Origin of the sequence: Holdemania massiliensis AP2, from assembly GCF_000327285.1 — a bacterium.
GTDB lineage: Bacteria > Bacillota_I > Bacilli_A > Erysipelotrichales > Erysipelotrichaceae > Holdemania > Holdemania massiliensis.
The window spans coordinates 836,243-855,413 of record NZ_HE998567.1; the positions used below are offsets into that span (position 1 = coordinate 836,243).

20 protein-coding genes are annotated in these 19,171 nt (G+C 50.0%); 1 reads left to right on the forward strand and 19 read right to left on the reverse strand.

The window, feature by feature from the left end; genetic code table 11:
• Positions 1–25: 25 nt before the first annotated feature.
• The 13 genes from BN162_RS03945 to BN162_RS04005 form a co-directional block, all read right to left on the reverse strand.
• Complete coding sequence (locus tag BN162_RS03945; RefSeq protein WP_020223777.1) at positions 26–406, reverse strand: DUF6176 family protein; 381 nt, start codon at positions 404–406, stop codon at positions 26–28.
• Positions 403–924 (reverse strand): NUDIX domain-containing protein, encoded by a 522-nt coding sequence (locus tag BN162_RS17685; protein WP_020223778.1) that lies wholly within the window; start codon positions 922–924, stop codon positions 403–405. Before BN162_RS17685 ends, BN162_RS03945 begins: the two co-directional genes overlap by 4 nt.
• A gap of 45 nt (positions 925–969) precedes the next feature.
• Positions 970–2,595 (reverse strand): LCP family protein, encoded by a 1,626-nt coding sequence (locus BN162_RS03955; protein ID WP_020223779.1) that lies wholly within the window; start codon positions 2,593–2,595, stop codon positions 970–972.
• A 139-nt stretch (positions 2,596–2,734) separates the two neighbouring features.
• A complete protein-coding gene (locus BN162_RS03960; RefSeq protein ID WP_020223780.1) occupies positions 2,735–5,356 on the reverse strand; it encodes a cation-translocating P-type ATPase in 2,622 nt (873 codons plus the stop codon).
• 132 nt (positions 5,357–5,488) lie between these two features.
• Positions 5,489–7,108: a hypothetical protein gene (locus tag BN162_RS17690; RefSeq protein ID WP_020223781.1), complete on the reverse strand. Its 1,620-nt coding sequence runs from the start codon at positions 7,106–7,108 to the stop codon at positions 5,489–5,491.
• Between the two features lie 15 nt (positions 7,109–7,123).
• On the reverse strand, positions 7,124–7,576 hold the full coding sequence (locus tag BN162_RS17695; RefSeq protein WP_020223782.1) for a tetratricopeptide repeat protein: 453 nt from the start codon (positions 7,574–7,576) through the stop codon (positions 7,124–7,126).
• Positions 7,577–7,749: 173 nt separating this feature from the next.
• Complete coding sequence (locus BN162_RS03975; protein WP_020223784.1) at positions 7,750–8,892, reverse strand: SIS domain-containing protein; 1,143 nt, start codon at positions 8,890–8,892, stop codon at positions 7,750–7,752.
• Positions 8,893–8,965: 73 nt separating this feature from the next.
• On the reverse strand, positions 8,966–9,376 hold the full coding sequence (locus BN162_RS17700; RefSeq protein WP_020223785.1) for an SHOCT-like domain-containing protein: 411 nt from the start codon (positions 9,374–9,376) through the stop codon (positions 8,966–8,968).
• A gap of 10 nt (positions 9,377–9,386) precedes the next feature.
• Positions 9,387–9,755: a DUF2089 domain-containing protein gene (locus BN162_RS03985; protein WP_020223786.1), complete on the reverse strand. Its 369-nt coding sequence runs from the start codon at positions 9,753–9,755 to the stop codon at positions 9,387–9,389.
• Between the two features lie 12 nt (positions 9,756–9,767).
• The gene (locus BN162_RS03990) at positions 9,768–10,052 is read right to left on the reverse strand and encodes a hypothetical protein (RefSeq protein WP_020223787.1); all 285 of its coding nucleotides are present in this window, start codon (positions 10,050–10,052) and stop codon (positions 9,768–9,770) included.
• A 95-nt stretch (positions 10,053–10,147) separates the two neighbouring features.
• Positions 10,148–10,606, reverse strand: a complete 459-nt coding sequence (locus tag BN162_RS03995) for a hypothetical protein (RefSeq protein WP_020223788.1) — start codon at positions 10,604–10,606, stop codon at positions 10,148–10,150.
• A gap of 114 nt (positions 10,607–10,720) precedes the next feature.
• Positions 10,721–11,803, reverse strand: coding sequence for a cell division protein FtsZ (gene ftsZ, locus BN162_RS04000; protein WP_040451141.1), 1,083 nt, complete (start codon positions 11,801–11,803; stop codon positions 10,721–10,723).
• A gap of 15 nt (positions 11,804–11,818) precedes the next feature.
• On the reverse strand, positions 11,819–13,084 hold the full coding sequence (locus BN162_RS04005) for a cell division protein FtsA (protein WP_020223790.1): 1,266 nt from the start codon (positions 13,082–13,084) through the stop codon (positions 11,819–11,821).
• Positions 13,085–13,374: 290 nt separating this feature from the next.
• Between BN162_RS04005 and rpmB the strand changes: the two genes are divergently transcribed.
• Complete coding sequence (gene rpmB, locus BN162_RS04010) at positions 13,375–13,569, forward strand: 50S ribosomal protein L28 (protein WP_040451142.1); 195 nt, start codon at positions 13,375–13,377, stop codon at positions 13,567–13,569.
• Between the two features lie 128 nt (positions 13,570–13,697).
• Here the strand turns inward: rpmB and BN162_RS04015 are convergent, their stop codons facing one another.
• From BN162_RS04015 to rsgA, 6 genes are all read right to left on the reverse strand, one after another.
• Positions 13,698–15,620 (reverse strand): helix-turn-helix domain-containing protein, encoded by a 1,923-nt coding sequence (locus BN162_RS04015; RefSeq protein ID WP_020223792.1) that lies wholly within the window; start codon positions 15,618–15,620, stop codon positions 13,698–13,700.
• Between the two features lie 276 nt (positions 15,621–15,896).
• Positions 15,897–16,397, reverse strand: a complete 501-nt coding sequence (locus tag BN162_RS04020) for a GNAT family N-acetyltransferase (RefSeq protein WP_020223793.1) — start codon at positions 16,395–16,397, stop codon at positions 15,897–15,899.
• Positions 16,394–17,002: a P-loop nucleotide/nucleoside kinase family protein gene (locus BN162_RS04025; RefSeq protein ID WP_020223794.1), complete on the reverse strand. Its 609-nt coding sequence runs from the start codon at positions 17,000–17,002 to the stop codon at positions 16,394–16,396. The genes BN162_RS04020 and BN162_RS04025 overlap by 4 nt, the downstream gene beginning before the upstream one ends.
• Positions 17,003–17,027: 25 nt before the next feature.
• Positions 17,028–17,651: a thiamine diphosphokinase gene (locus tag BN162_RS04030; RefSeq protein WP_020223795.1), complete on the reverse strand. Its 624-nt coding sequence runs from the start codon at positions 17,649–17,651 to the stop codon at positions 17,028–17,030.
• Entirely contained in the window at positions 17,645–18,292 is a 648-nt protein-coding gene (rpe, locus tag BN162_RS04035) for a ribulose-phosphate 3-epimerase (protein ID WP_020223796.1), read from the reverse strand. The genes BN162_RS04030 and rpe overlap by 7 nt, the downstream gene beginning before the upstream one ends.
• Entirely contained in the window at positions 18,292–19,155 is an 864-nt protein-coding gene (rsgA, locus tag BN162_RS04040) for a ribosome small subunit-dependent GTPase A (protein ID WP_020223797.1), read from the reverse strand. Before rsgA ends, rpe begins: the two co-directional genes overlap by 1 nt.
• Positions 19,156–19,171 lie beyond the last annotated feature (16 nt).

The following is a 19,171-nucleotide window of genomic DNA, read 5'->3' on the forward strand; positions in this document are numbered from 1 at the left end:
TTAAGTCCTCCAATTCGAAAGTTTTTCAACGGTGAATGATAGAACTGTCCTGTTCCCCGATGGCCGCCAGCAGTGCCTGCTGAACCCGTGTATCGGCAAAACAGTTGACCGAAAGCAGCTCGACAGGAGAAACCGCAGGATCAATGCACTCCCGCCAGTATTTCAAGTGGACCTGATCAATCGGATGCTCTGATACCAAGACATCCTGACCCGCACCCTGCAGATCAACCCAGGTCAGAGTCATGCCAGTTTCCCCTTCTTCTATAAAAATAGCTTCCAGCGCCATTTTTTCATCCGCCAATGTTGCCTGCACTTCAGCATGACGTTGATTCAGTACTTCCATCCATTCACGGGCTAGCGTTTCTTTTCCCGGCCGCACCACGTAGCGGGTCATTGTCAGCTTCATCCTTTCAGAATCTCCTGAATCAGCGGCGGCACCCAAACTGAAAAATCGGCGAACTTTCCGGCCATCATCCAGGCTTCAAAATCTTCCAGCGCAAGCCAGCGTGCTTCTGTCACTTCTTCGTTCTGCAGTATTAGCTCTGAGGTATCTATATCCATGCGAATATGAAAGACGGCGATTTTCTGATGGGAACGAAATACATTTCCTAACCATTCGCAGTTTGAAGGAGCAACGGAAATTCCCAATTCTTCTTTGAGTTCACGCTGGATGGCAGCGAAACAGGATTCCCGAAAACGCACCATGCTGCCCGGATACTCCCATTTTCCGCCCTGACTTTTTTGGTTTGCCCGGCGTGAAACGAGGATCTGATGATCATGATTTTCAATAAAAGCGATGGCGCCTAAAAGCAAAACTGATTCCGGGACTGAATGATTCCGCAGCACCGGATAAGAAAGCCGTCGGCCTTGACTATCGCAGGCTGCCAGCGGCTCAGCTTCTTGTTTCAGATCTGTCTTCTGCATCTTCCTTCCACCCTTTCCGGCATTCCGCCCAAACAAATTGCGCGATTATTTCAGCGGCGCAAATTTTTCATCATATTCTTCTTTGGAAATGACCGGGGCTTCATAGACCCAGTCGATACTGAAAGAGATTGCCTTCGGCGAGTTGATCTCACTATCCTGATTGAACACTCTGTGAATCGCTTTTTTGTTATCCTCGATTGAACCCTGATACAATCGTACAATCGACATCCGGTTGGGCGCCCGATCATTGACGCCGGAAATTCGAGTGCCGATCAGATTAAACACATTCTGATTCTGAACATAACTGCGGTCCATTTTCTTCATCGTTAAATTGAACAAACCGATCATCTGTTCCATGCTTAAATTCGTCGACACGTTCTCTCCCGCCGCATCCAGCACCTTCAGAGCTTTGTTTACGTCTTTGAGCCGCACCGCCTCGGTTAAGATCGCCTGGATCACCTGCTGCTGATTGCTCTGCCGCTGGAAATCACCGGAGTTGTACGAATGGCGTTCCCGGGCAAACGCCAGCGTCTGTTCACCATTGAGGCGATTGACGCCCTGCGGCACCCATACCGTCTGATGACCGCGTTCATCCGAAGAATCCTGACCGACAAATTCTTTCGGATTGTCAATGATCACCCCGCCCAGGGCATCGACAATTTCAATAATCCCATGGAAATTGCTTTCAAAGTAGAAATCGATGTCCACATCCAGCAACTGTTTCACCGTATCCATCGTACATTGCCGTCCCCGCACGCGGGAATTGTTGATCTTATCGGATTTCTGATTGGTATAACAGGCAATCGGCACATAGCTGTCGCGCGGAATAGACGTCAGCAGCACGGTCATGCTGCTCGGATTAACGGTGGCCAGCATCAGCGCATCGGAACGATCATCATCAACACCGATAATCAGTACGGTAAACGGCTCCGTCGTCACATCCTTATCGCTGCCCGGTTCCGTTTTGATCGTCAGCATGCGGTTAAAATGATGCACATCCCGCAGCGTTCCCAGCGTATCTGCGACTTCCTCATTGGTTTCAAACATGCCTTTGTAATTCTCCGGCAGCGCCGCAACATCAATTTCCTTGTTCAGCAGACCTTTTAACAGGCGCGTGTAATCGGAATATTCACGATAGGTCGCCTTCAGCTTCAGTTTTTCAATCTCGTTTTTCGGCATCTGATACCCTTGCTGGGCCTGTTCGTCATCCAGAATTCCGAACACCTTGCCGTTGAGATCATTGGCACTCTGCAACCCCGCATGTTCCTCATCGCCCAGCACAACAAAGGAAACACCGACGGTTTCCTGCACTGATCCCTGATTCATCATTTTATCCAGATTCACGTTCAACCGGCCTTCAACATACACACCGAAAGCACTGATCAAGCCGATCACAATGGCCGCAGTCATCGTCGTTTTCAACAAGCTGACACTGCGGCGTCCGACTGCTAAAATCGCCAAAAGATTCAAAATTAATGCCACGATCAGCACGATCAGATTCAGACGGATAAATAAAGTACGGCTCAGCGAGCTGAACTGCGTCAGTCCGATCATCGCCAGCACCAGAAACAAATTGGCAGTCAGCACGAAAAAAGCCATGATCTGATTGATCAAGGTTAAATCGCGCCGAACCTTCTTTTTCTTGCGCGGCTGAGTTTTGCGTTTGTCCATGTCGGCAGTCCTCCAGAGGTTTATCATTTCGTCATCATTTCAGGATAACGATCTTTTTAGCAACTGGATTTATTTTAACATAGAGTCCTTTTCTGTACAGGGATTTCTTTTTTTGTAAGAATTTTGAAAAACTCCCGAACTAATCGTTCTGGGAGTTTGCATGCGAGCGGTGATTGACGGGATTGAATAATTTGGAAATTTCATTGATCAGAATCAAACTTGCGGACAAACCGAAGACGATCCCCCAACAGGCCCAATCCAACGGCGCGGTTTTTAAAATCATTTGGAATACCGGCAGTTTGACAACCATCACCTGCAAGGCAACGCCGATCACAAATGTCGCTAACAACAGCTTGTTGCGGAAAATTCCAACTTTAAAAATGGAATGATCGAGACTGCGAAGATTCAGGCTGTGAAACAGCTGAGCAATGGACAGCACCATAAACGTCATCGTATGGGCTGTGCGGACATCGTAGCTGGAACCATATTTGAAGGCAACCAGCGAAATCGTTCCGATATACAGTCCGTTCAGCACCATAAATGCCCAGCCGCCGTTGGCGAACAGACTCTCCCGCGCATCACGGGGTTTCTGATCCATAATGTAAGGATCCTGCGGTTCCGCGGCTAGGGAGAGTGCCGGAAAGGCATCGGTGACTAAATTGATCCACAGAATCTGGATGGCCGAGAGCGGAGCCGGGGCGATCGGCATTAAGACGATCGCCAGAAACAGCGTCGTAATTTCACCCAGATTGCAGGAAAGCAGATACAGCACCGCTTTTTGAATATTGAGATAAATGTTGCGGCCTTCCTCAACAGCGTTGATGATCGTCGCAAAGTTATCATCCGCCAGAATCAGATCGGACGTCTGCCGTGAAACTTCGGTGCCGCTGCCCATCGCGATGCCGACATCCGCCTGTTTGAGCGACGGAGCATCGTTTACGCCATCGCCGGTCATCGCGACGATCTTCGCATCGAGCCGGTAGGCTTTGACAATCCGCACCTTATCCTGCGGCGTTGCACGGGCCACAATGCGGATGCGCTGACATGCCTGGGCCAGTTGATCATCGCTTAAATCCTGCATCTGAACCGAAGTCAGCACCTGCGAAAGCGACTGGGCAATGCCCAGCTTCCGGCCGATTGCCAGCGCGGTTTCCGGATGATCGCCGGTAATCATGACCACGTCAATGCCGGCTTTATGCGCCAGCTCAATCGCTTCTTTGACGCCTTCTTTCGGCGGATCGATCATGCCGGCCATCCCGACAAAACACAGCCGGGTTTCAAATTGATTTTCATCCAGCGAGGCGACCGAACGTGTTGCCAGAACCAGGACGCGCAAAGCTTCCCCAGCCATCTGTGCAGCTGCTTCCTCAATCTGCCGCCGCAAAGTGGCCGTCATTTCCATCCGCCGGCCATCCTGCCACAGATGTGTGCACAGCGGCAGAACGCTTTCAAGCGCGCCTTTGACATAGACGATTTTTTCCAGTCCAGTCTGATGCACGGTGCTCATCCGCTTGCGTCTGGAATCAAACGGGATTTCCCCTACCCGCGGAAACTGCCGGACAATCTGCGCCGTATCGACGCCGTTATCCAAAGCCCAGCGCATTAACGCCACCTCGGTCGGATCACCAATTGCCCCACTCGCATCCAGCTTAGCATTGCAGCACAAATAGAAGCCTTCCTTAAAGCGCCGCTCGGTTACTTTCTGCGAGCTGGACTGAATTTTGCCATTGAGATAATAAGCGACAACGGTCATGCGGTTCTGTGTCAGCGTTCCGGTTTTATCCGTGCAGATGACCGAAACCTGCCCTAGTGTTTCCACGGCATGCAGCTTGCGGGCGATCGCGTGATGATCGCTCATCTTCTGAACGCCTAAGGCCAGCGAAATGGTCACCACCGCCGGCAGCCCCTCTGGAATCGCGGCCACAGCCAGTGAAATCGACGTCAGCAGCATTTCAAACAAATCGCGTTTCTGAATGATCGCAATCACAAAAATCGCAGCGCAGATAATGACCGATAAGGCGCCCAGCACTTTGGACAGTTCCGCCAGCCGCCGCTGCAGCGGTGTCAGCAGCTTTTCTTCATGCTGCAGCAGTTTCGCAATTTTGCCGATCTCGCTGTCCATCCCTGTCGCCACCACCAGACCCGCAGCGTTGCCGTCGAGAACGATCGTCGATGAAAAAGCCATATTTTTCTGATCGGCCAGCGGCAGCGTCTGATCTTTAGGATAACGGGCAGAAGCATCCTTGTCCACCGGTACGGATTCGCCGGTCAGACTGGATTCCTCGACTTTCAGATGTACAGTCTCAATCAGACGCAGATCCGCCGGAACAAAATTTCCGGCTTCCAGAAAGACCAGATCGCCCAGCACCAGCTCTGCCGCATCAATCTGTTTCAGCTGACCGTCACGTTTGACCAGGGCTTTCATCGCGGTCATTTTTTCTAAGGCATGCAGCGCTTTTTCCGCCCGGTATTCCTGGAAAACACCGATCAGGGCATTGATTGTGATCACCGCTACAATGATGACGGAATCCATCACCTCATGCAGAAAAATGGAAATCACCGCGCCGAGAATCAAAATTAAAATCATCGGATCATTGAACTGTTCCGCGACTTTTTTCAGCAGAGATGCTTCTTTTTTCTTTTCCAGCTCATTGCCGCCGAAGCGCTGCAGCCGGGCGGCCGCTTCTTTTTCACTCAGTCCCTCGCGGGCATTGGTCAGTGTTGCAGCTTCCAGTTCCTGTATAGTTTGACGATAGGGCATAGCACATCTCCTTTACCTATTCCCATCTATATCAAAAACCGAAGAAGAATAGAACGGAAGACGCGTCAGGATCGAACGCAAAGCTCATCAAAAAAAGCCGGTAAGCTCCGGCTTTTTTCCTTCTTTGACAAATTAATTCGGATTGCGCCGGCTTCCGCCCCACTCGACCAGCGTGAAACCTTTTCGTTCCGGCGCAGGCGTCAGCACCTGTGGCTCAATTTCTATTGGTTCTTCAAGCCCTTCAGATACCATATAAACCCGGATTACCGTATTCGGCTGCGGATCACAATCCATCGGCATCCCATCAGCATAGACAGCGGAAGGAAACTGGATTTGGTTATACGGAGACTGAGCCAGGATCGGCAGCCAATAAGTAATGAAATCTGCGCTTTCCTGGTAGTTTAGCCCCAGCAATGCCAGCTTTTCTTCCAAAAAAGAAATTGTATCTTCCCTCGCTACAACAAAACCCTCGTTCTGATCAAAACGATCCGGAATCATTGCCTCATAATACAGATAAGGATAATCGCGCCCCTGCAAGATCAGCTGATCACCGCTCACCCTACCCGTCCAGCCCTGGTCATAAACTGGATAGCTCAACGTCGGTTCCTGTCCAAGCTTCAGCGTAAAATCAAGCGGTGTATCATGATAAAGATAGATCACCGGCTTATCGGCTCCCATCTCATTTCGCGGTGGTTCCCCTTCGAAGCTAGCATCAATTTCCTTTTCCTCGCACAGCGCTATGAGCTGCAGCCGCTGCGCTTCACTTAACAGTTCATCCCAGCCTCGGAAATGAACTGAATGATAATCCTCGCGAATTTTCTGCAGCTGCGGCCAGAGCTGCTGCCAATCGAGCTTCTGCGTTTCTGCTTCCTGAAGCTGCTCAGCGGTCAGCTGATAATAATCAGGATCGCAGTAGAGTAAGATATAGGGATGATCTGGATCCTCGGATGGACTTAAAGCAAAGCTTTCCATCCTCTGATAATCCCGCATCAGAGCTGCTGCATCATATTCCTCCTGATAGGCGTAATCCACGCCATATTTCTGCATCAGAGTATCAATGTAGGAACGCTCTTTTTCTTCCAAGGGAAGTTCCAGATCAAGAAAACTGTAAAAAATCGGATCCCCATCACGATATTGATCGGAAAGCAGCTGATCTTCCAACGTGCCGCCATAATACGGTGCCGTGATTTCACAAAATGAAGCTTCCTTTCCTGGCAGCAGCGCGAATTGATAGCCATCCTGTTCCTCTCTGACCAAGACGGTATAACCATCGTTAATCAGAAACTCACGCTCGGACTTCTCTGGCATAAAGCTTTGCCTTTTCTCAGTATCCCAATCCACCTCGGTTACTTCTGCACTGTCTTCGGATTGAAAGCGGAGCCGGGCCATCGGATCCTTATCGGTGCGGGTTTCTCCTTCAAAGAGAAATGTTTCCATGGTCTTCGGCGCAATCCAGCGTTCGATCTCAATTTCACGCACCCCTCCGATGTTGACTTTATAGGCAAAGGAAACAATTTTCTGGGCCTGTTCGGTATGATTCGTAATTTCAATTTGCCTTAAAGGCCGGGTAATATCATAGCCAGTTTCATCCGCCGGCGTGATTTCAACGGTAAACATTGATTTAATGGACTGCGGATCAGAAGAAGGATCCGGGGTCGGCTGAACTGAATTGGTTTGGGCACAGGCTGTCAGCATCAGACCCATCGCCATCAGGATCGCTCTGCGGCTGAATCCGTTGTGATTAAACTTCATCTCGATCACCTCTTTTCAGGCTTTTCTGTCGGCTTGGTTCTCGGCGGCTAGTTTTTGATCGCATTTCCGAATCATTTCTTCCGCTTGTTTCCGCTGTTTTGGATAGTAAAAATAAACATGTTCCCGCTGCCGATAATACGCCGCGGCCATTTCAAAATATGTACGCGCCTGCTGGATGTCTTTCTTCGTTCCCATACCCGAGTAAGCACAGTTACCTAAACGCAGACAAACTTCCGGATATTCTTCGATTTCTCCAATTTCCTGTAAATGGTGGTAAAGTTTTAAATACATTTTATACGCGTTGATTTCATCTTTTTCTACAAATTTGCCTTTTTGATAAGCATCCGCTACTTTCATAACGGCTTCAAAATTGCCTAATTTTGCGGCTTGAATAAAATATTGGAACCCGCGTTTTTGATCTACTTGAACCCCGCGTCCATAAGTATAACAGTATCCCAGATTGGTCATCGCCTGACTGTTTCCCAGAGCTGCCTATTTCTGATAGTAAGCTACCGCTGTTTTAAAGCCTTCCGGTGTTCCTGTTTGATACGCTTCCGCGCCTAAATTTAATAGAATATCACTCTCATCTAAAGTCATCCTTGGCCTCCTGCCTTCTGCTTTTCTGCAGCAGATTCATGAACCTACCCTTCCTCATTTTCCGCCAACAGCGCGGTTAACAGCACCCCGCTAAGCAGCACTGTCATGGAAGAAAGCGGACAGCGCCGCTGGCCATCCAGCTCCAGGCAGGCATCCTTGTTGACGCAGCAGTTATCAATCACGATATCCGCGGTTTCAAATAAACGCCGGCCGCTGGGATGATCGGATTTGATCACCGGTGATTGCTTCATGTTGGTGATCACCGCCACGGTCGTCTTATTCGACCAAAGCAACCGGGCCAATTCCACATTCATGACGCTTTTTCCCGTGTTGGACGGCATTAAAAACACATCCTGGGGCTGTATTTTATATTTATCAATCAGCATCTGAGCATAATCCCGCTGCTTCTGCGTCCAGCCGCTCTGCACCGGATCAAAGATCATCAGCTCGCTTTCCAGGATCGGGATGATTTTATCGTTGTGAATCCCGGCCATTAAATCCTGCAGCATATGCGAATGTCCGCTGCCCATGACAATCAGCCGGCCTTGTTTGCGCATTAACTCCTGAGCGATCTTTTCAATCGATCCCAATTGCGTCTGTTCAAATTGTTCAAGGATATCCAATACCACTTTATTGAGCTGATGCACGACACCGCTGGGTTCGAGTCCAGCCTGAACGGCGAAGCTGACTGCATTGACAGCCTGAGCACCATAGGTCTGTAACATCGGCAGAAACGACTGCTCCACCGCAAACAGATTTGGATTCCCATCCTGTCGGCTGACTTCCAGCGCAAGCCATTCGATTCCCAGACGCCGGCAATGTTTTTCCATCGCGGCATACAGCGGCGTATCCTGACTGTGAAAAGTCAGAACTAAATCATGCCGCTGAATCCCCCAGGCCTGAATCAAGACTTTGGCATATTCCGGACACTGAATCAGCGCAGAATACCGACGATCATACGTCATCAATTCCTGCGGAAACAAACCGATGACTTCCGCATGTCCCTGCAGCCTGGCGGTCAGTTCTTCCGCAAACAGATGGTCTTCCCCGATCCCAAACGCAAAGACATGACGTCCTTCATTCAGCCCTTCTGCCAACCGCGTTCCGATTCGCACGAAACAGCCCATCTGGGTTTCCGCCCAACCCAGCCAGCACTTCTGAAACTGACGGCAATTCTCTTTCAGCATACACAACACCTCTTCTTTAATTATACGGACAATCAAGCAAAAAGGAAGCCTGCGCTTCCTTAAAATTCAATGACTATTCGACAACGATCCGGACTTTATCGCCTTCCGCAGAAACGACGTCAACCAGTTCGCCAACCTGACCTTCTTCCACCAATTTCAGAATCAAATCCAGATCCACACCCTTAAGATCCACATTCATGCCGCTCAGTTCCATTTGCTTCGTAAAATCCAATCCAGCCCGGATCAGCGCTACCGGAACATTGACGCGAACGCGGTCATTGTTCGCGGATTCGACCTGAATCCGCAGCATTTTCGGCTGGGAAGGAGCGCTGTAAATTAACGGCCGAACCTGAGGTTCAGCGGATTTCTGCGGTTTTTCCGCCCGCTTTTCGCTTTCTTCAATCGCATCCAGCAGCCGCAGTCCTTCTTCCACGCTCAGCGTACCATCTTTGACCATTTCCATAATTTTTTCTCGGGAGTTCATGTTGTTCCTCCTATTTTTTTAACAGCGCAATCGCTTCTTCCGCGCTGATCTCACCCTGCTGCAGACGGGTCAGCACATCATCGGCCCGGGCAGGTGATTCTTCTTCCCGTTTGACTGTAAACCCCATTTTGGTGATGATGGAATCCAGCATTTTCTTCACAGTTGGATAGGAAATATTAAATTCTTTTTCCATTTCCTTGATATTGCCCTGAACCCGAATAAAGGTTTCGACAAACTGCAGTTCATCGCGATTCAGATAGCTGAACCGGGATAAGGCAAACTCACCCGTAATCTCGGTATGACAGCGGGTACAGGTTAACCGCGTTGCCAGCAGCTGATTGCCGCAGACCGGGCATGTCCCAAAAACTTCATTTCGCATCGTGTTTCCTCCTTATCCTAAAATATCAATGAGCACGCGATTCGGTCCGGATTCCACTTCCACCAGCCGAAACGGCTCACATTCCTTTAATTCCTTCACCGATGTCTGAACAAACTGGAGTATCGCTTCGCGATTGTCCAGCAGGATCTGTACGGTTTCATCACGCGACTGCGCCGGAACATACTGTGATCCCCAAAGCACCACTTTTAAGATTGCGGCGGCAGCACTCAGCGGGATTGCCGGAATCGTCACATTCTGTTCAACGGATTCCACAACAATTTTAATCTTTTTGGCCATCCTCGTGTCCTCCTGAGATTATTATAAATGTTATTTAAATTATTTCAAGTTATTTTTAAGAATATTGAATTTTCATATTAATTAAATTAATCAAATCAGTTCAATATCTTATGAATTCCATTGCGGATTCGAATATAAACGTACGCTGAATGCAGATCTGAGAAGGTTTTCATATGATGGTAATACGCAAAGGACGGATCACTCAGCATGTCCAGAACGATATACCGCCAGCGAACGCCGCGCTCCGTCTGAATCCAGGCCGCCGCTCCCGGCTCGGGCTGAATCTGTTGATCCCCGCATTTCAGACCGGTTGCGGACAAGGCCACGGACAATTCTTCAAGCTGTTCGCTGGGATGCTGATCATCAAGAAAGTAACGGACAAAAGAACAGGCTTGTTTCAGACTGTCCCACACTTCCTGATTGACTTCATTGACCTGCGTGACTGCAATTAACACCGGCGGATGGTCCTGCACGTAGCGGATAAATCGTTTCCGGCAAAGCCTTGCATCATAACTGTCGCCGAGAATCGCCGCATCCAGCAACACCAGATCCATGATGAATCCCTCCTTCCGGATCATTACACTTTTATTTTACCACGATGAAGCGCTTTCAACCAGTTGGAAAGAAAAAGACGGAATTTCTGGTTCCGTCTCCCTCTTACTGACTGTTTATTTCCGGGAAAGAAAGAAGCTCGGAATTCCGCTGTTGTCTTCCTCGTCTTCTTCCGTTTCCTTTTTGATTTCCTCAGTGATCTTATTGGCGACCTTCACTGACGGCTTCGCTTGAGAAGGCACCTTAATCTTTGGCAGATCAAACCCGGTTGCGATCACTGTAACAATGATCGATTCGCCGATCTTTTCATTGATCGCCACGCCGAAGATGATATCGATATCATTGCCGGCCGCTTCGCGAATGTATTCAACGGCATCATTCGCATCATAGATGGAAATATTGGCGCCGCCGGTAACATTGACGATGGCCTTTTTGGCCCCGTTGATCTGCGCTTCCAAAAGCGGCGACTGAATCGCTTTCTGGGCCGCTTCCTGAGCTTTGTTGTCACCCTGCGAAATCCCGATGCCGATCAAGGCGCTGCCCTGACCTTCCATGACTGAACGCACATCCGCAAAATCCAAGTTAATCATCGCCGGAACCGCAATCAAATCAGTGATCGTCTGCACGCCCTGACGCAGGACGTTATCAGCTTCCTTAAACGCTTCGACAAAGGGAATGCGGCCGATGACCTGAAGCAGCTGATTGTTGGAAACGATAATCAAAGAATCAATGAATTCACTTAACTGACCTAAACCGGCTTCGGCCTGAGCCATCCGCCGCGGTCCTTCAAAGGAGAACGGCTTGGTGACAATTCCAACTGTCAGCGCGCCCATTTCCTTGGCGATCTTCGCAAACAACGGAGACGCGCCAGTTCCTGTGCCGCCGCCCATGCCGGCTGTGATAAAGACCATATCGGCACCCGACATCGCCTCGCGGATTTCTTCTTCATTTTCTAACGCTGCCTTGCGTCCCATTTCCGGATTGGCACCCGCGCCTAAACCCCGCGTCGTTTCCCGACCCAGTATAATTTTATTTTCAACCGGGGATTTGTTGAGATCCTGCATGTCGGTATTGGCAACGTAGAATTCAACACCCTGAACGCCTTCCTCGACCATGCGGTTAACGGCGTTGCAGCCGGCGCCGCCGATGCCGAAGACTTTAATTTTCGCAACCTGATTGTATTCTAAATCCATCTTCATTCATCCTCTCGTTTCCTATTTCTGTTTGGCTTCAAAAAGCATATCCTTTAATCGTTTTGTAATCGAATCGTCGACGCTGGTTTTCTCTTTTTTCAGACCGCCGATCGTTACGGCTTTTTCAAACTGCGCAGCATTGACACCAACCTGATCGGTATTGAGCAGCGGCTGCTGATCCTTATACGCATAGAACAGACCCAGACAAGCCGTCAACGCACTGTCGCGCACGCCCAAGGTTTCCGGATAATACACCTTGGTCGGAGCATTCAGATGATCCTGAACATACTCTGCAATTTCCTGCAGCTCACCGCCTTCGCCGACAATCACAACCTGCGTCCTGCCGGCTTTAAGAATTGGCCGGCACATCTGTTCGATCTCACTCATCCAGCTTTCCAGAGGTTCGCGGATCGCTTCGCAAAGTTCCTTTTCCGACAGCGTATACGTCTTTGTATTCTTGGACCAGATGTAAATCGGTGTCTGCAGCGGCCGGCGTTGATTCAAACGCGTGTTGTATTTCACTAACCGCACCGCTTCCGCTAAAGGCAGCTCATAGCGTTCAACCAACGCTTGGCTCCACTGATCAATCCCTTGTTCAATAATTTCACAGCTGGCGAGCTTGCCTTTGGACAGCAGCGACAGCGTCGTCGTCTGTTCTTCCAACCGAATCAAAATCAAATTCTGATCCATCGTCTGTTCAAACAAAGCTGCTTCTTTGGCAATGGCGAAACTGTCCAGACTGATATCCAGCACTTCCAATCCCGCCTGTTCCACACAGTTGACATATTCAAACGCGATTTTGCGATTGGCGCACAGCAGATCCACATCCACTGTCAGCTCATCGCACAGCTCGCCAATCGGCATCCGCCGCGTCGATATTCCATTGCAGGTATACCGCACGCAGACAGCGCTGATTAATGCCAGTCCGTTTTCAATCTTGGTTTTCATCGCATTTTTGACCGCTTCCCGAACATCGAGAACGGTAACACGGCGGTCAAAAGAAGAAACCGGCACCGTTATTTTCAGCGATTTGCGCATCATATCCCGAGAAGGAATCGACAACAAAACACGTTCAATTCGAGCACCGATCATTCGGGAAGCGTTCTCCGCCGCCCTTCGAATCGCTTTGACAACCTCATTGGGTTCACTCAGCTGATGAAACTGAACACCTGCCACAGGAACCCGTTCGACTTTGATTATATTAAAGCGAGTGTTGAAGAACTCGCCTACCAGCAATCTTACTTCGTGATCCGCTATATCCAGCGCCGCGAAAATCTGCTTGTCCATGCCTTTTTCGACCCCCTGAGCTACACATATATACTATATCATAAAACGGTATTCAACAAAAGAATTTTTCCAACAATTCGCATTGTGTGCCCAGCGTTGTAAAATTGTTGTCAATTTCATACGGAAGCTGCCGAATTTCATAAAATTATTGGTGTTTTCAGCCCTTCCTGAACTTACTTGTAAAAAAATCCTTTTTCTTTCTCACCTTTTTCCGATAACGCCTTGCATTTTTTGGATGATCATGTTATAGTTTACAAGCGAAATTAAGACAGAAAGGGGGGTTACGGTTAATGTCTAGAGTATGTGCCGTATCCGGTAAAAAAGCCTTATCAGGAAATAAGCGTTCTCATTCCATGCATGCATCCCGCCGCAAATGGAACGTTAATTTACAAAAAGTTAAAGTGATGGTTGATGGTAAGCCACAGCGAATCCGTATTTCCGCCCGTGCTTTAAAAACACTGAAGGCTCAGCAGAAAAACGGTTAATTAAAAAGGAGTTCTGCTCCTTTTTTTCTTTGCATTCAAAAATAACAGCCTCAGGGGCGGGAAGCTCATTGCTTTCAACACCTGGGGCTGTTTTCTTTTTGATTGTCGATCAGTCTGACAGAATTCGGCTAAGCTTTCTCGCGAATGGCCACGGTATATTCACCCTCACTCCAAATTTGTCCGTCGCTGTGCTTCCAATCCGGCCCTTCGCAGCGGACAAGCCAGAAACGATAGTTCTGCCGATCCTCGCTAATTCCATCGTAAAGCAGCCACAAAGTTTGATTACCTTTTTCTTCCAGAAGGGCCTGCTGCCCGTCTTCGCTGATGACTGCCGTTTTCTCAGCAAAGTCTTGTTCCAGCAGAAACTGCAGAGCCTGAGCTGGAGAGCGGCGGCTGACATACATATAGGTCGTATCATAAGCGCCGCTGACAAAGCTATGGGATAGTTCATTTTTTGGAAGAATTGGTTCATCTTCCGTTAGTTTCAAGCCGGTTGTCCCGTCAGTCAGGGTGTGAATGACTGCGGCCAGCACCGCTTCCTGTCCCTGCATCAGCCGGATTCGATAGGTCATCGCAAACGCTTCGCCCGTCGGGCCTGCGCCTTGATTGCCCGGCGAAACTGCCCATTCCGCAGTCTTCACTTCTAACAATTGATCTTCCGCAGTGCCCGCCAGCCGCTGCACAGAGGTGATTTTCATCCGCACATCAACGCCGTTGACACGGTAAGCCTCAGCCTGCTGCGTCAGTGTCAATAAGCTCAACCACACCGGATCGGTGCTGCGAGTCTGCAATTTCATCGTTCCTTCCGGCAGTTCCTGCTGCAGCTGCGGATCCGTTTGGATCGTCTGCCGCATCGCTTCAATCAACATGACCTCCGCTTCCTCAGCACTGAATTCTGGACTTTCTGAGAAACTCACTTCCGGCAGGGGAGCGTTCCGCACAAAGTTCATCGGCTGGGTCGGCTGCATCGCAACCGGGCACAGAATCAGCTGCCCTTCCACAAACAGATCCTGTTCATTCAAAATCCCATCGTCTCCCAATACCAAACTCCACTGCGGCTGGCCCTCACGGCATAGGGCCAGAGCGAGCGTACCGAACGGCACACAGTCACTGTAAGCATAATCTTCCTGCAACCCATCCTTTTCCAGATGGATCCCCTCGCGGTCCGTCATGATCTTCCATTCTGTCCCCGCGGTTTCCGCAGCTGACCATTCCCCGCTGATGGAGGAGATCGGGTTATGATAGCTGATCGGATTGCCGCGGTCGCCGAAAGTTGCAATTTGTTGATGGACGCTGTAATCGGTTGTTCGATAGGTAATCGTACAAACATCGTCAGCCAGCCACTGCAGCTTCATTTTTCCCTCAACGGGATAAGGAAATGCTTCTTGCTCGCGGCGGTAAAGAAGATAACGGCTGCGGCAGAGAGACGCTTCACCGGAATTCCGATCTTGTTTGACCACAACCCAAAAACGGCCGTTTTCCGATAGACTGATCGTCGTTGGATGCTGCTGAAGGGCCTGTTGGAGCTGCAGGCTAAATCCAATGGTCAGAAGCAGCGCAGCACCCGCTCCGATTTTACGCAGGGCAGTTTTTTTAATAAAAACGCTGCCGCTGAAGGTCAGCGCGCCAACCAGCATCAAATTAAGCAAAGGATTGATCCAATCCGCAATGTATTCCCAACCTCGTGGATAAACGATGATCCAGCTGACAAGCTGCAGCGTGCCAATGCCTGCCGCCAGGATCAGGCATACAATTGCTGCCGCGATCCATCCCTGCCGCTGTTGACGAAATTGACGTTTTTGATTCATCTCGATTAACGAAGGCATCTCCTCCGCGGCTTCACTGTTCAAAAAAACTTCCGTATCCTGAAACTCAGCGGGTGAAACATTAAAAATATCCGCCAGGATATGCAGCTGATCAGCACTCGGAACCGCTTGTCCGCTCTCCCATTGTGATATTTGATAACGTGGCACAGAACACTGCTCGGCCAGCTGTTTTGGGGTCAGACCTGCCGCCTGTCGCAACCGCTTTATTTTTTTCGCTAAGTTCATCGTTGTCAACTCCTTTGGATAGGCATCAGTGTAGCACGAACAAGCCGGCTTTTCCAGTCCAGTCCAATCCAAAATAAAAGGCGGCCCATGGCTGCCCACTCAAAGCGAACTTATTATTTCAATCCAAGCTCGATCATTGAACAGAGTACGATCTCCTCTTTCGTTGATTGACTTCATGTCAGTCGTGAATACCGATTTCTCTCCGCCACTGCCGTTAATCTTGTTTTTAGTGATTCCGCTTTCCAACGATAGAGGTGAAAGAATTCGCGCTTATTCTTATTGAACACGGAAAAGAAAAGCGATCTGATCGAGAGAACGATCCGCATGCCCCAAGTCCAGGGCGATTTCTTCCCCATCCCTTCGTTTGTAGAAAGCTAAAGCTCGGTGGTTATGGGCATTACAACGGCAGCCGATGACCGTTTGACCCGCGACTTTGGCCCGGCGCAGAATTTCCGTCCAAACCTGAGAACCCAGACCCTGATGCTGAAAATCGAAAGTCAGATAAAGAGCATTCACGCTCATGGCAACGCCAATTATCGGATGCTTCGGTTTTCCCAGAATAAAGTAACCCGCATCCTGTCCATCGGCTAGAATAAGACAGACCTGAGATTCATGATCTGCGATCGCCTCACGAAATTTTTCAGCATGCCCAGCTTCATCAAACTCCCTCAGCCAGGATTCGGGATAAATTCCGGCGTAGGTTTCCTGCCACACCCTTCGCTTCAGCCTGACCAGCCGGTCAAGACAATCTTTACTTGCTGCAGCAAACGTCATCATGAGTTCATCAACTCAGTCAGCTGACGGCTCAGCGCTTCCACGGAAATCGCGGAAGGATCCGTACAGTCCACGGGAATCAACGTTCCAATCGCAAAGCGACGATAGCCGCCTTGTTCAATGCTTTGTTCAAAATCAGCGAAGCGGATTGGGTCAGGAATCCGATAGGGTTCCACCGCCGGATACCGGTCGTTAACGACATGTCCCCGATGTCGGGAAGACGATTGATCCCGCTTGACAAACCGCTCATAAATGGTTCGGGTATCGCCGTCGAACAAGATTGTGATCATCTGACAGCCGGTCTTTTTCGCCAGCCTCTGCAAGCCCGGCAGCGAAAGATCCTCAAAGTTATTTTCCAGAATGACCGATTGTCCTGCCGTTAAACATTGCAGCGCCGCGTAATAGAGAATATCCATCGCAGCCAGCCCCAGCTGAACTTTTTCCTGCCGGCTTTGAAAACCCAGACGGTCAAAAAGATCCTCTTTGATGGAATCTTTGGAAAACATCGGGATTCCCAGTTTCTGACTTAACTGAATCGCCAGCGTCGTTTTGCCGCTGGCCGGCATTCCCGCAAGACACACGCACGTTGGCTTTTTGTTTTTATTCATTGACTTATCCTTTCCTATCCTTCAATCAGGAATTCAGCTTGGCGTCGTTGCAGCGAACGACCAGGATCCGTCCCTGATCCAGCGTCACCACCGCTTCCTGATCGACAATTTCATTGGATATCCCGATCGTATCGCCGCGATCCATGAAATAATGATCGAGCGGATAAAGAAAACCTTCCAGCGTAATCACCGCCGGCTCAATCGCGAAAAAGGAAATAAACCGAGCGGCATTGGCCTTAAACACATGCCGTCCAGGTTCCAGGCAAGACAATTCATTGTTTTTTTCACGCAGGATAATCGGGACTTCCTGATACATGACCAGAAGCAGATTCGCCAGCTGGTGATCCTGTCTTCCGCCGAGGCCGCCGGTCAAAATGATCGGCTGATACCCCTGTTCCTTTGCCCAGTGCAGCGCCGAGAGCGCGTCGGTTTCATCCTTCATTACCGGAAGCACTTCCACTTGATCGGCATACTGACGGATCATTGTCATTTCTTCCGCATTGACTGAGTCGAAATCCCCGATCGCCATCACCATTCGCCGTTGTTGTCTGGCACATACGAGCGCCCCGCGGTCAGCACCGATCAAATCGCCTTCCGCCTGATCACAGTTCTGCGCCATCCCCAAAACAATAGTACAGGGTTTTAACATAGCGAATCAACGGCGTCCACAATGTTGTTTTTAAAGATGTAACTGCCCGCAACCAATACATCTGCGCCAGCCTGCTTACACAGCTTTCCGGTTTCGGCATTGATCCCGCCGTCTACCTCAATCCGCAGATCGACGTTTTCAGCCTGAGCCCAAGCCCGCAGCTGAGCGATTTTTTCCAAAGCGGACGGATCAAACTGCTGCCCGCCGAAGCCCGGTTCCACCGACATCACTAAAACTAGATCAAAGTCCTGCCACAGATCCTTTAAGACTTCCACCGGGGTTTTCGGTTTGATCGAAATGCCCGGCTTTACGCCCCACTGCCGCAGCTGCTTCGCCAGCTTACGGCAGGCCTCTGCATTTTCCATCGCTTCATAATGAAAGGTGAGCCACTGCGCTCCGGCCTCGATGAAAACCGGCGCATACGTTTCTGGATCGGTGATCATCAGATGCACATCCAGTTCACAATCCGTCAGTTTGCGGAAGGCTTTGAGAATGTCCGGGCCGAAGGTCAGATTCGGGACAAAATGGCCGTCCATCACATCGTAATGCAGCCACTGAGCTTGGGAAGCGTTGACCGCTTCCATCTGCGTGTTCAGCTGGGTAAAATCCAGCGATAAAATTGAGGGGGATATGATCGTCATCAATATTTCTCCTTTCGGCCCTGAACGAGGGTCAGACAATCCAAATAATCCGCATAGCGAATGCGGGAAACCTGCTGCGCCTCAACCGCCTGCTTGATCGCGCAGCCCGGTTCATTCTGATGAATGCAGTCGCGGAACCGGCACTTGCCTAAATAAGGGGCAAAATCAGGAACACTCTGCGCCAGTTCCGTCGGCGTCATGCGGCTGAAGTCCAGCGACGAAAAACCTGGCGTATCCGCTACCCAGCCGCCGGCCACCTCATGCAGCTCGACATGCCGGGTCGTGTGCTTGCCCCGTCCCAGGGCTTTGGAAATTTCCTGGGTCTGCAGCTGAAAGGCTGGATTCAGCTTATTTAATAAGGAAGACTTGCCGACGCCGCTCTGCCCGGTCAGCACCGTAACTTTGTCCTTTAAAACGCCGGCCAGATTTTCATCGAGTTCTTCCCGGCCGCTCAGCACGACTTCATATCCGCTGCGGCGGTAATCCTCAATCCAGGCATAGACTGGATCCTGGGCCTGCACCAAATCCATCTTGGTAATGCACAAGACCGGCTGAATCGAAGCGTTGACAATCAGAAACAGAATCCGGTCCACCAGCGTGCAGGAAAAGTCCGGATCTTTGGCAGACATGACGATCAAAGCTTGATCGACATTGGCCACCGGCGGACGGATCAGGGAATTCTTACGCGGAAGGATCCGCTCAATTCCGGTTTGATCGCCGAAATCCGTGTATTCGACCCAATCCCCGGTGCGCGGCTTATCCTGCAGCCGAACCTTGCCCATAGCCACGCATTCCACGCGCCGTCCGTCCTCGTCCGCAACCAGATACTGGTTGGAAATAATTCTGATTATTCTTCCGATCATAACGCTCCTTTACTAA

Coding starts and splice junctions, on each gene's coding strand:
- BN162_RS03945 (WP_020223777.1), bottom strand. CDS start 406: ATGAAGCTGACAATGACCCGCTACGTGGTGCGGCCGGGAAAAGAAACG.
- BN162_RS17685 (WP_020223778.1), bottom strand. CDS start 924: ATGCAGAAGACAGATCTGAAACAAGAAGCTGAGCCGCTGGCAGCCTGC.
- BN162_RS03955 (WP_020223779.1), bottom strand. CDS start 2,595: ATGGACAAACGCAAAACTCAGCCGCGCAAGAAAAAGAAGGTTCGGCGC.
- BN162_RS03960 (WP_020223780.1), bottom strand. CDS start 5,356: ATGCCCTATCGTCAAACTATACAGGAACTGGAAGCTGCAACACTGACC.
- BN162_RS17690 (WP_020223781.1), bottom strand. CDS start 7,108: ATGAAGTTTAATCACAACGGATTCAGCCGCAGAGCGATCCTGATGGCG.
- BN162_RS17695 (WP_020223782.1), bottom strand. CDS start 7,576: ATGACCAATCTGGGATACTGTTATACTTATGGACGCGGGGTTCAAGTA.
- BN162_RS03975 (WP_020223784.1), bottom strand. CDS start 8,892: ATGCTGAAAGAGAATTGCCGTCAGTTTCAGAAGTGCTGGCTGGGTTGG.
- BN162_RS17700 (WP_020223785.1), bottom strand. CDS start 9,376: ATGAACTCCCGAGAAAAAATTATGGAAATGGTCAAAGATGGTACGCTG.
- BN162_RS03985 (WP_020223786.1), bottom strand. CDS start 9,755: ATGCGAAATGAAGTTTTTGGGACATGCCCGGTCTGCGGCAATCAGCTG.
- BN162_RS03990 (WP_020223787.1), bottom strand. CDS start 10,052: ATGGCCAAAAAGATTAAAATTGTTGTGGAATCCGTTGAACAGAATGTG.
- BN162_RS03995 (WP_020223788.1), bottom strand. CDS start 10,606: ATGGATCTGGTGTTGCTGGATGCGGCGATTCTCGGCGACAGTTATGAT.
- ftsZ (WP_040451141.1), bottom strand. CDS start 11,803: ATGAAGATGGATTTAGAATACAATCAGGTTGCGAAAATTAAAGTCTTC.
- BN162_RS04005 (WP_020223790.1), bottom strand. CDS start 13,084: ATGGACAAGCAGATTTTCGCGGCGCTGGATATAGCGGATCACGAAGTA.
- rpmB (WP_040451142.1), top strand. CDS start 13,375: ATGTCTAGAGTATGTGCCGTATCCGGTAAAAAAGCCTTATCAGGAAAT.
- BN162_RS04015 (WP_020223792.1), bottom strand. CDS start 15,620: ATGAACTTAGCGAAAAAAATAAAGCGGTTGCGACAGGCGGCAGGTCTG.
- BN162_RS04020 (WP_020223793.1), bottom strand. CDS start 16,397: ATGATGACGTTTGCTGCAGCAAGTAAAGATTGTCTTGACCGGCTGGTC.
- BN162_RS04025 (WP_020223794.1), bottom strand. CDS start 17,002: ATGAATAAAAACAAAAAGCCAACGTGCGTGTGTCTTGCGGGAATGCCG.
- BN162_RS04030 (WP_020223795.1), bottom strand. CDS start 17,651: ATGTTAAAACCCTGTACTATTGTTTTGGGGATGGCGCAGAACTGTGAT.
- rpe (WP_020223796.1), bottom strand. CDS start 18,292: ATGACGATCATATCCCCCTCAATTTTATCGCTGGATTTTACCCAGCTG.
- rsgA (WP_020223797.1), bottom strand. CDS start 19,155: ATGATCGGAAGAATAATCAGAATTATTTCCAACCAGTATCTGGTTGCG.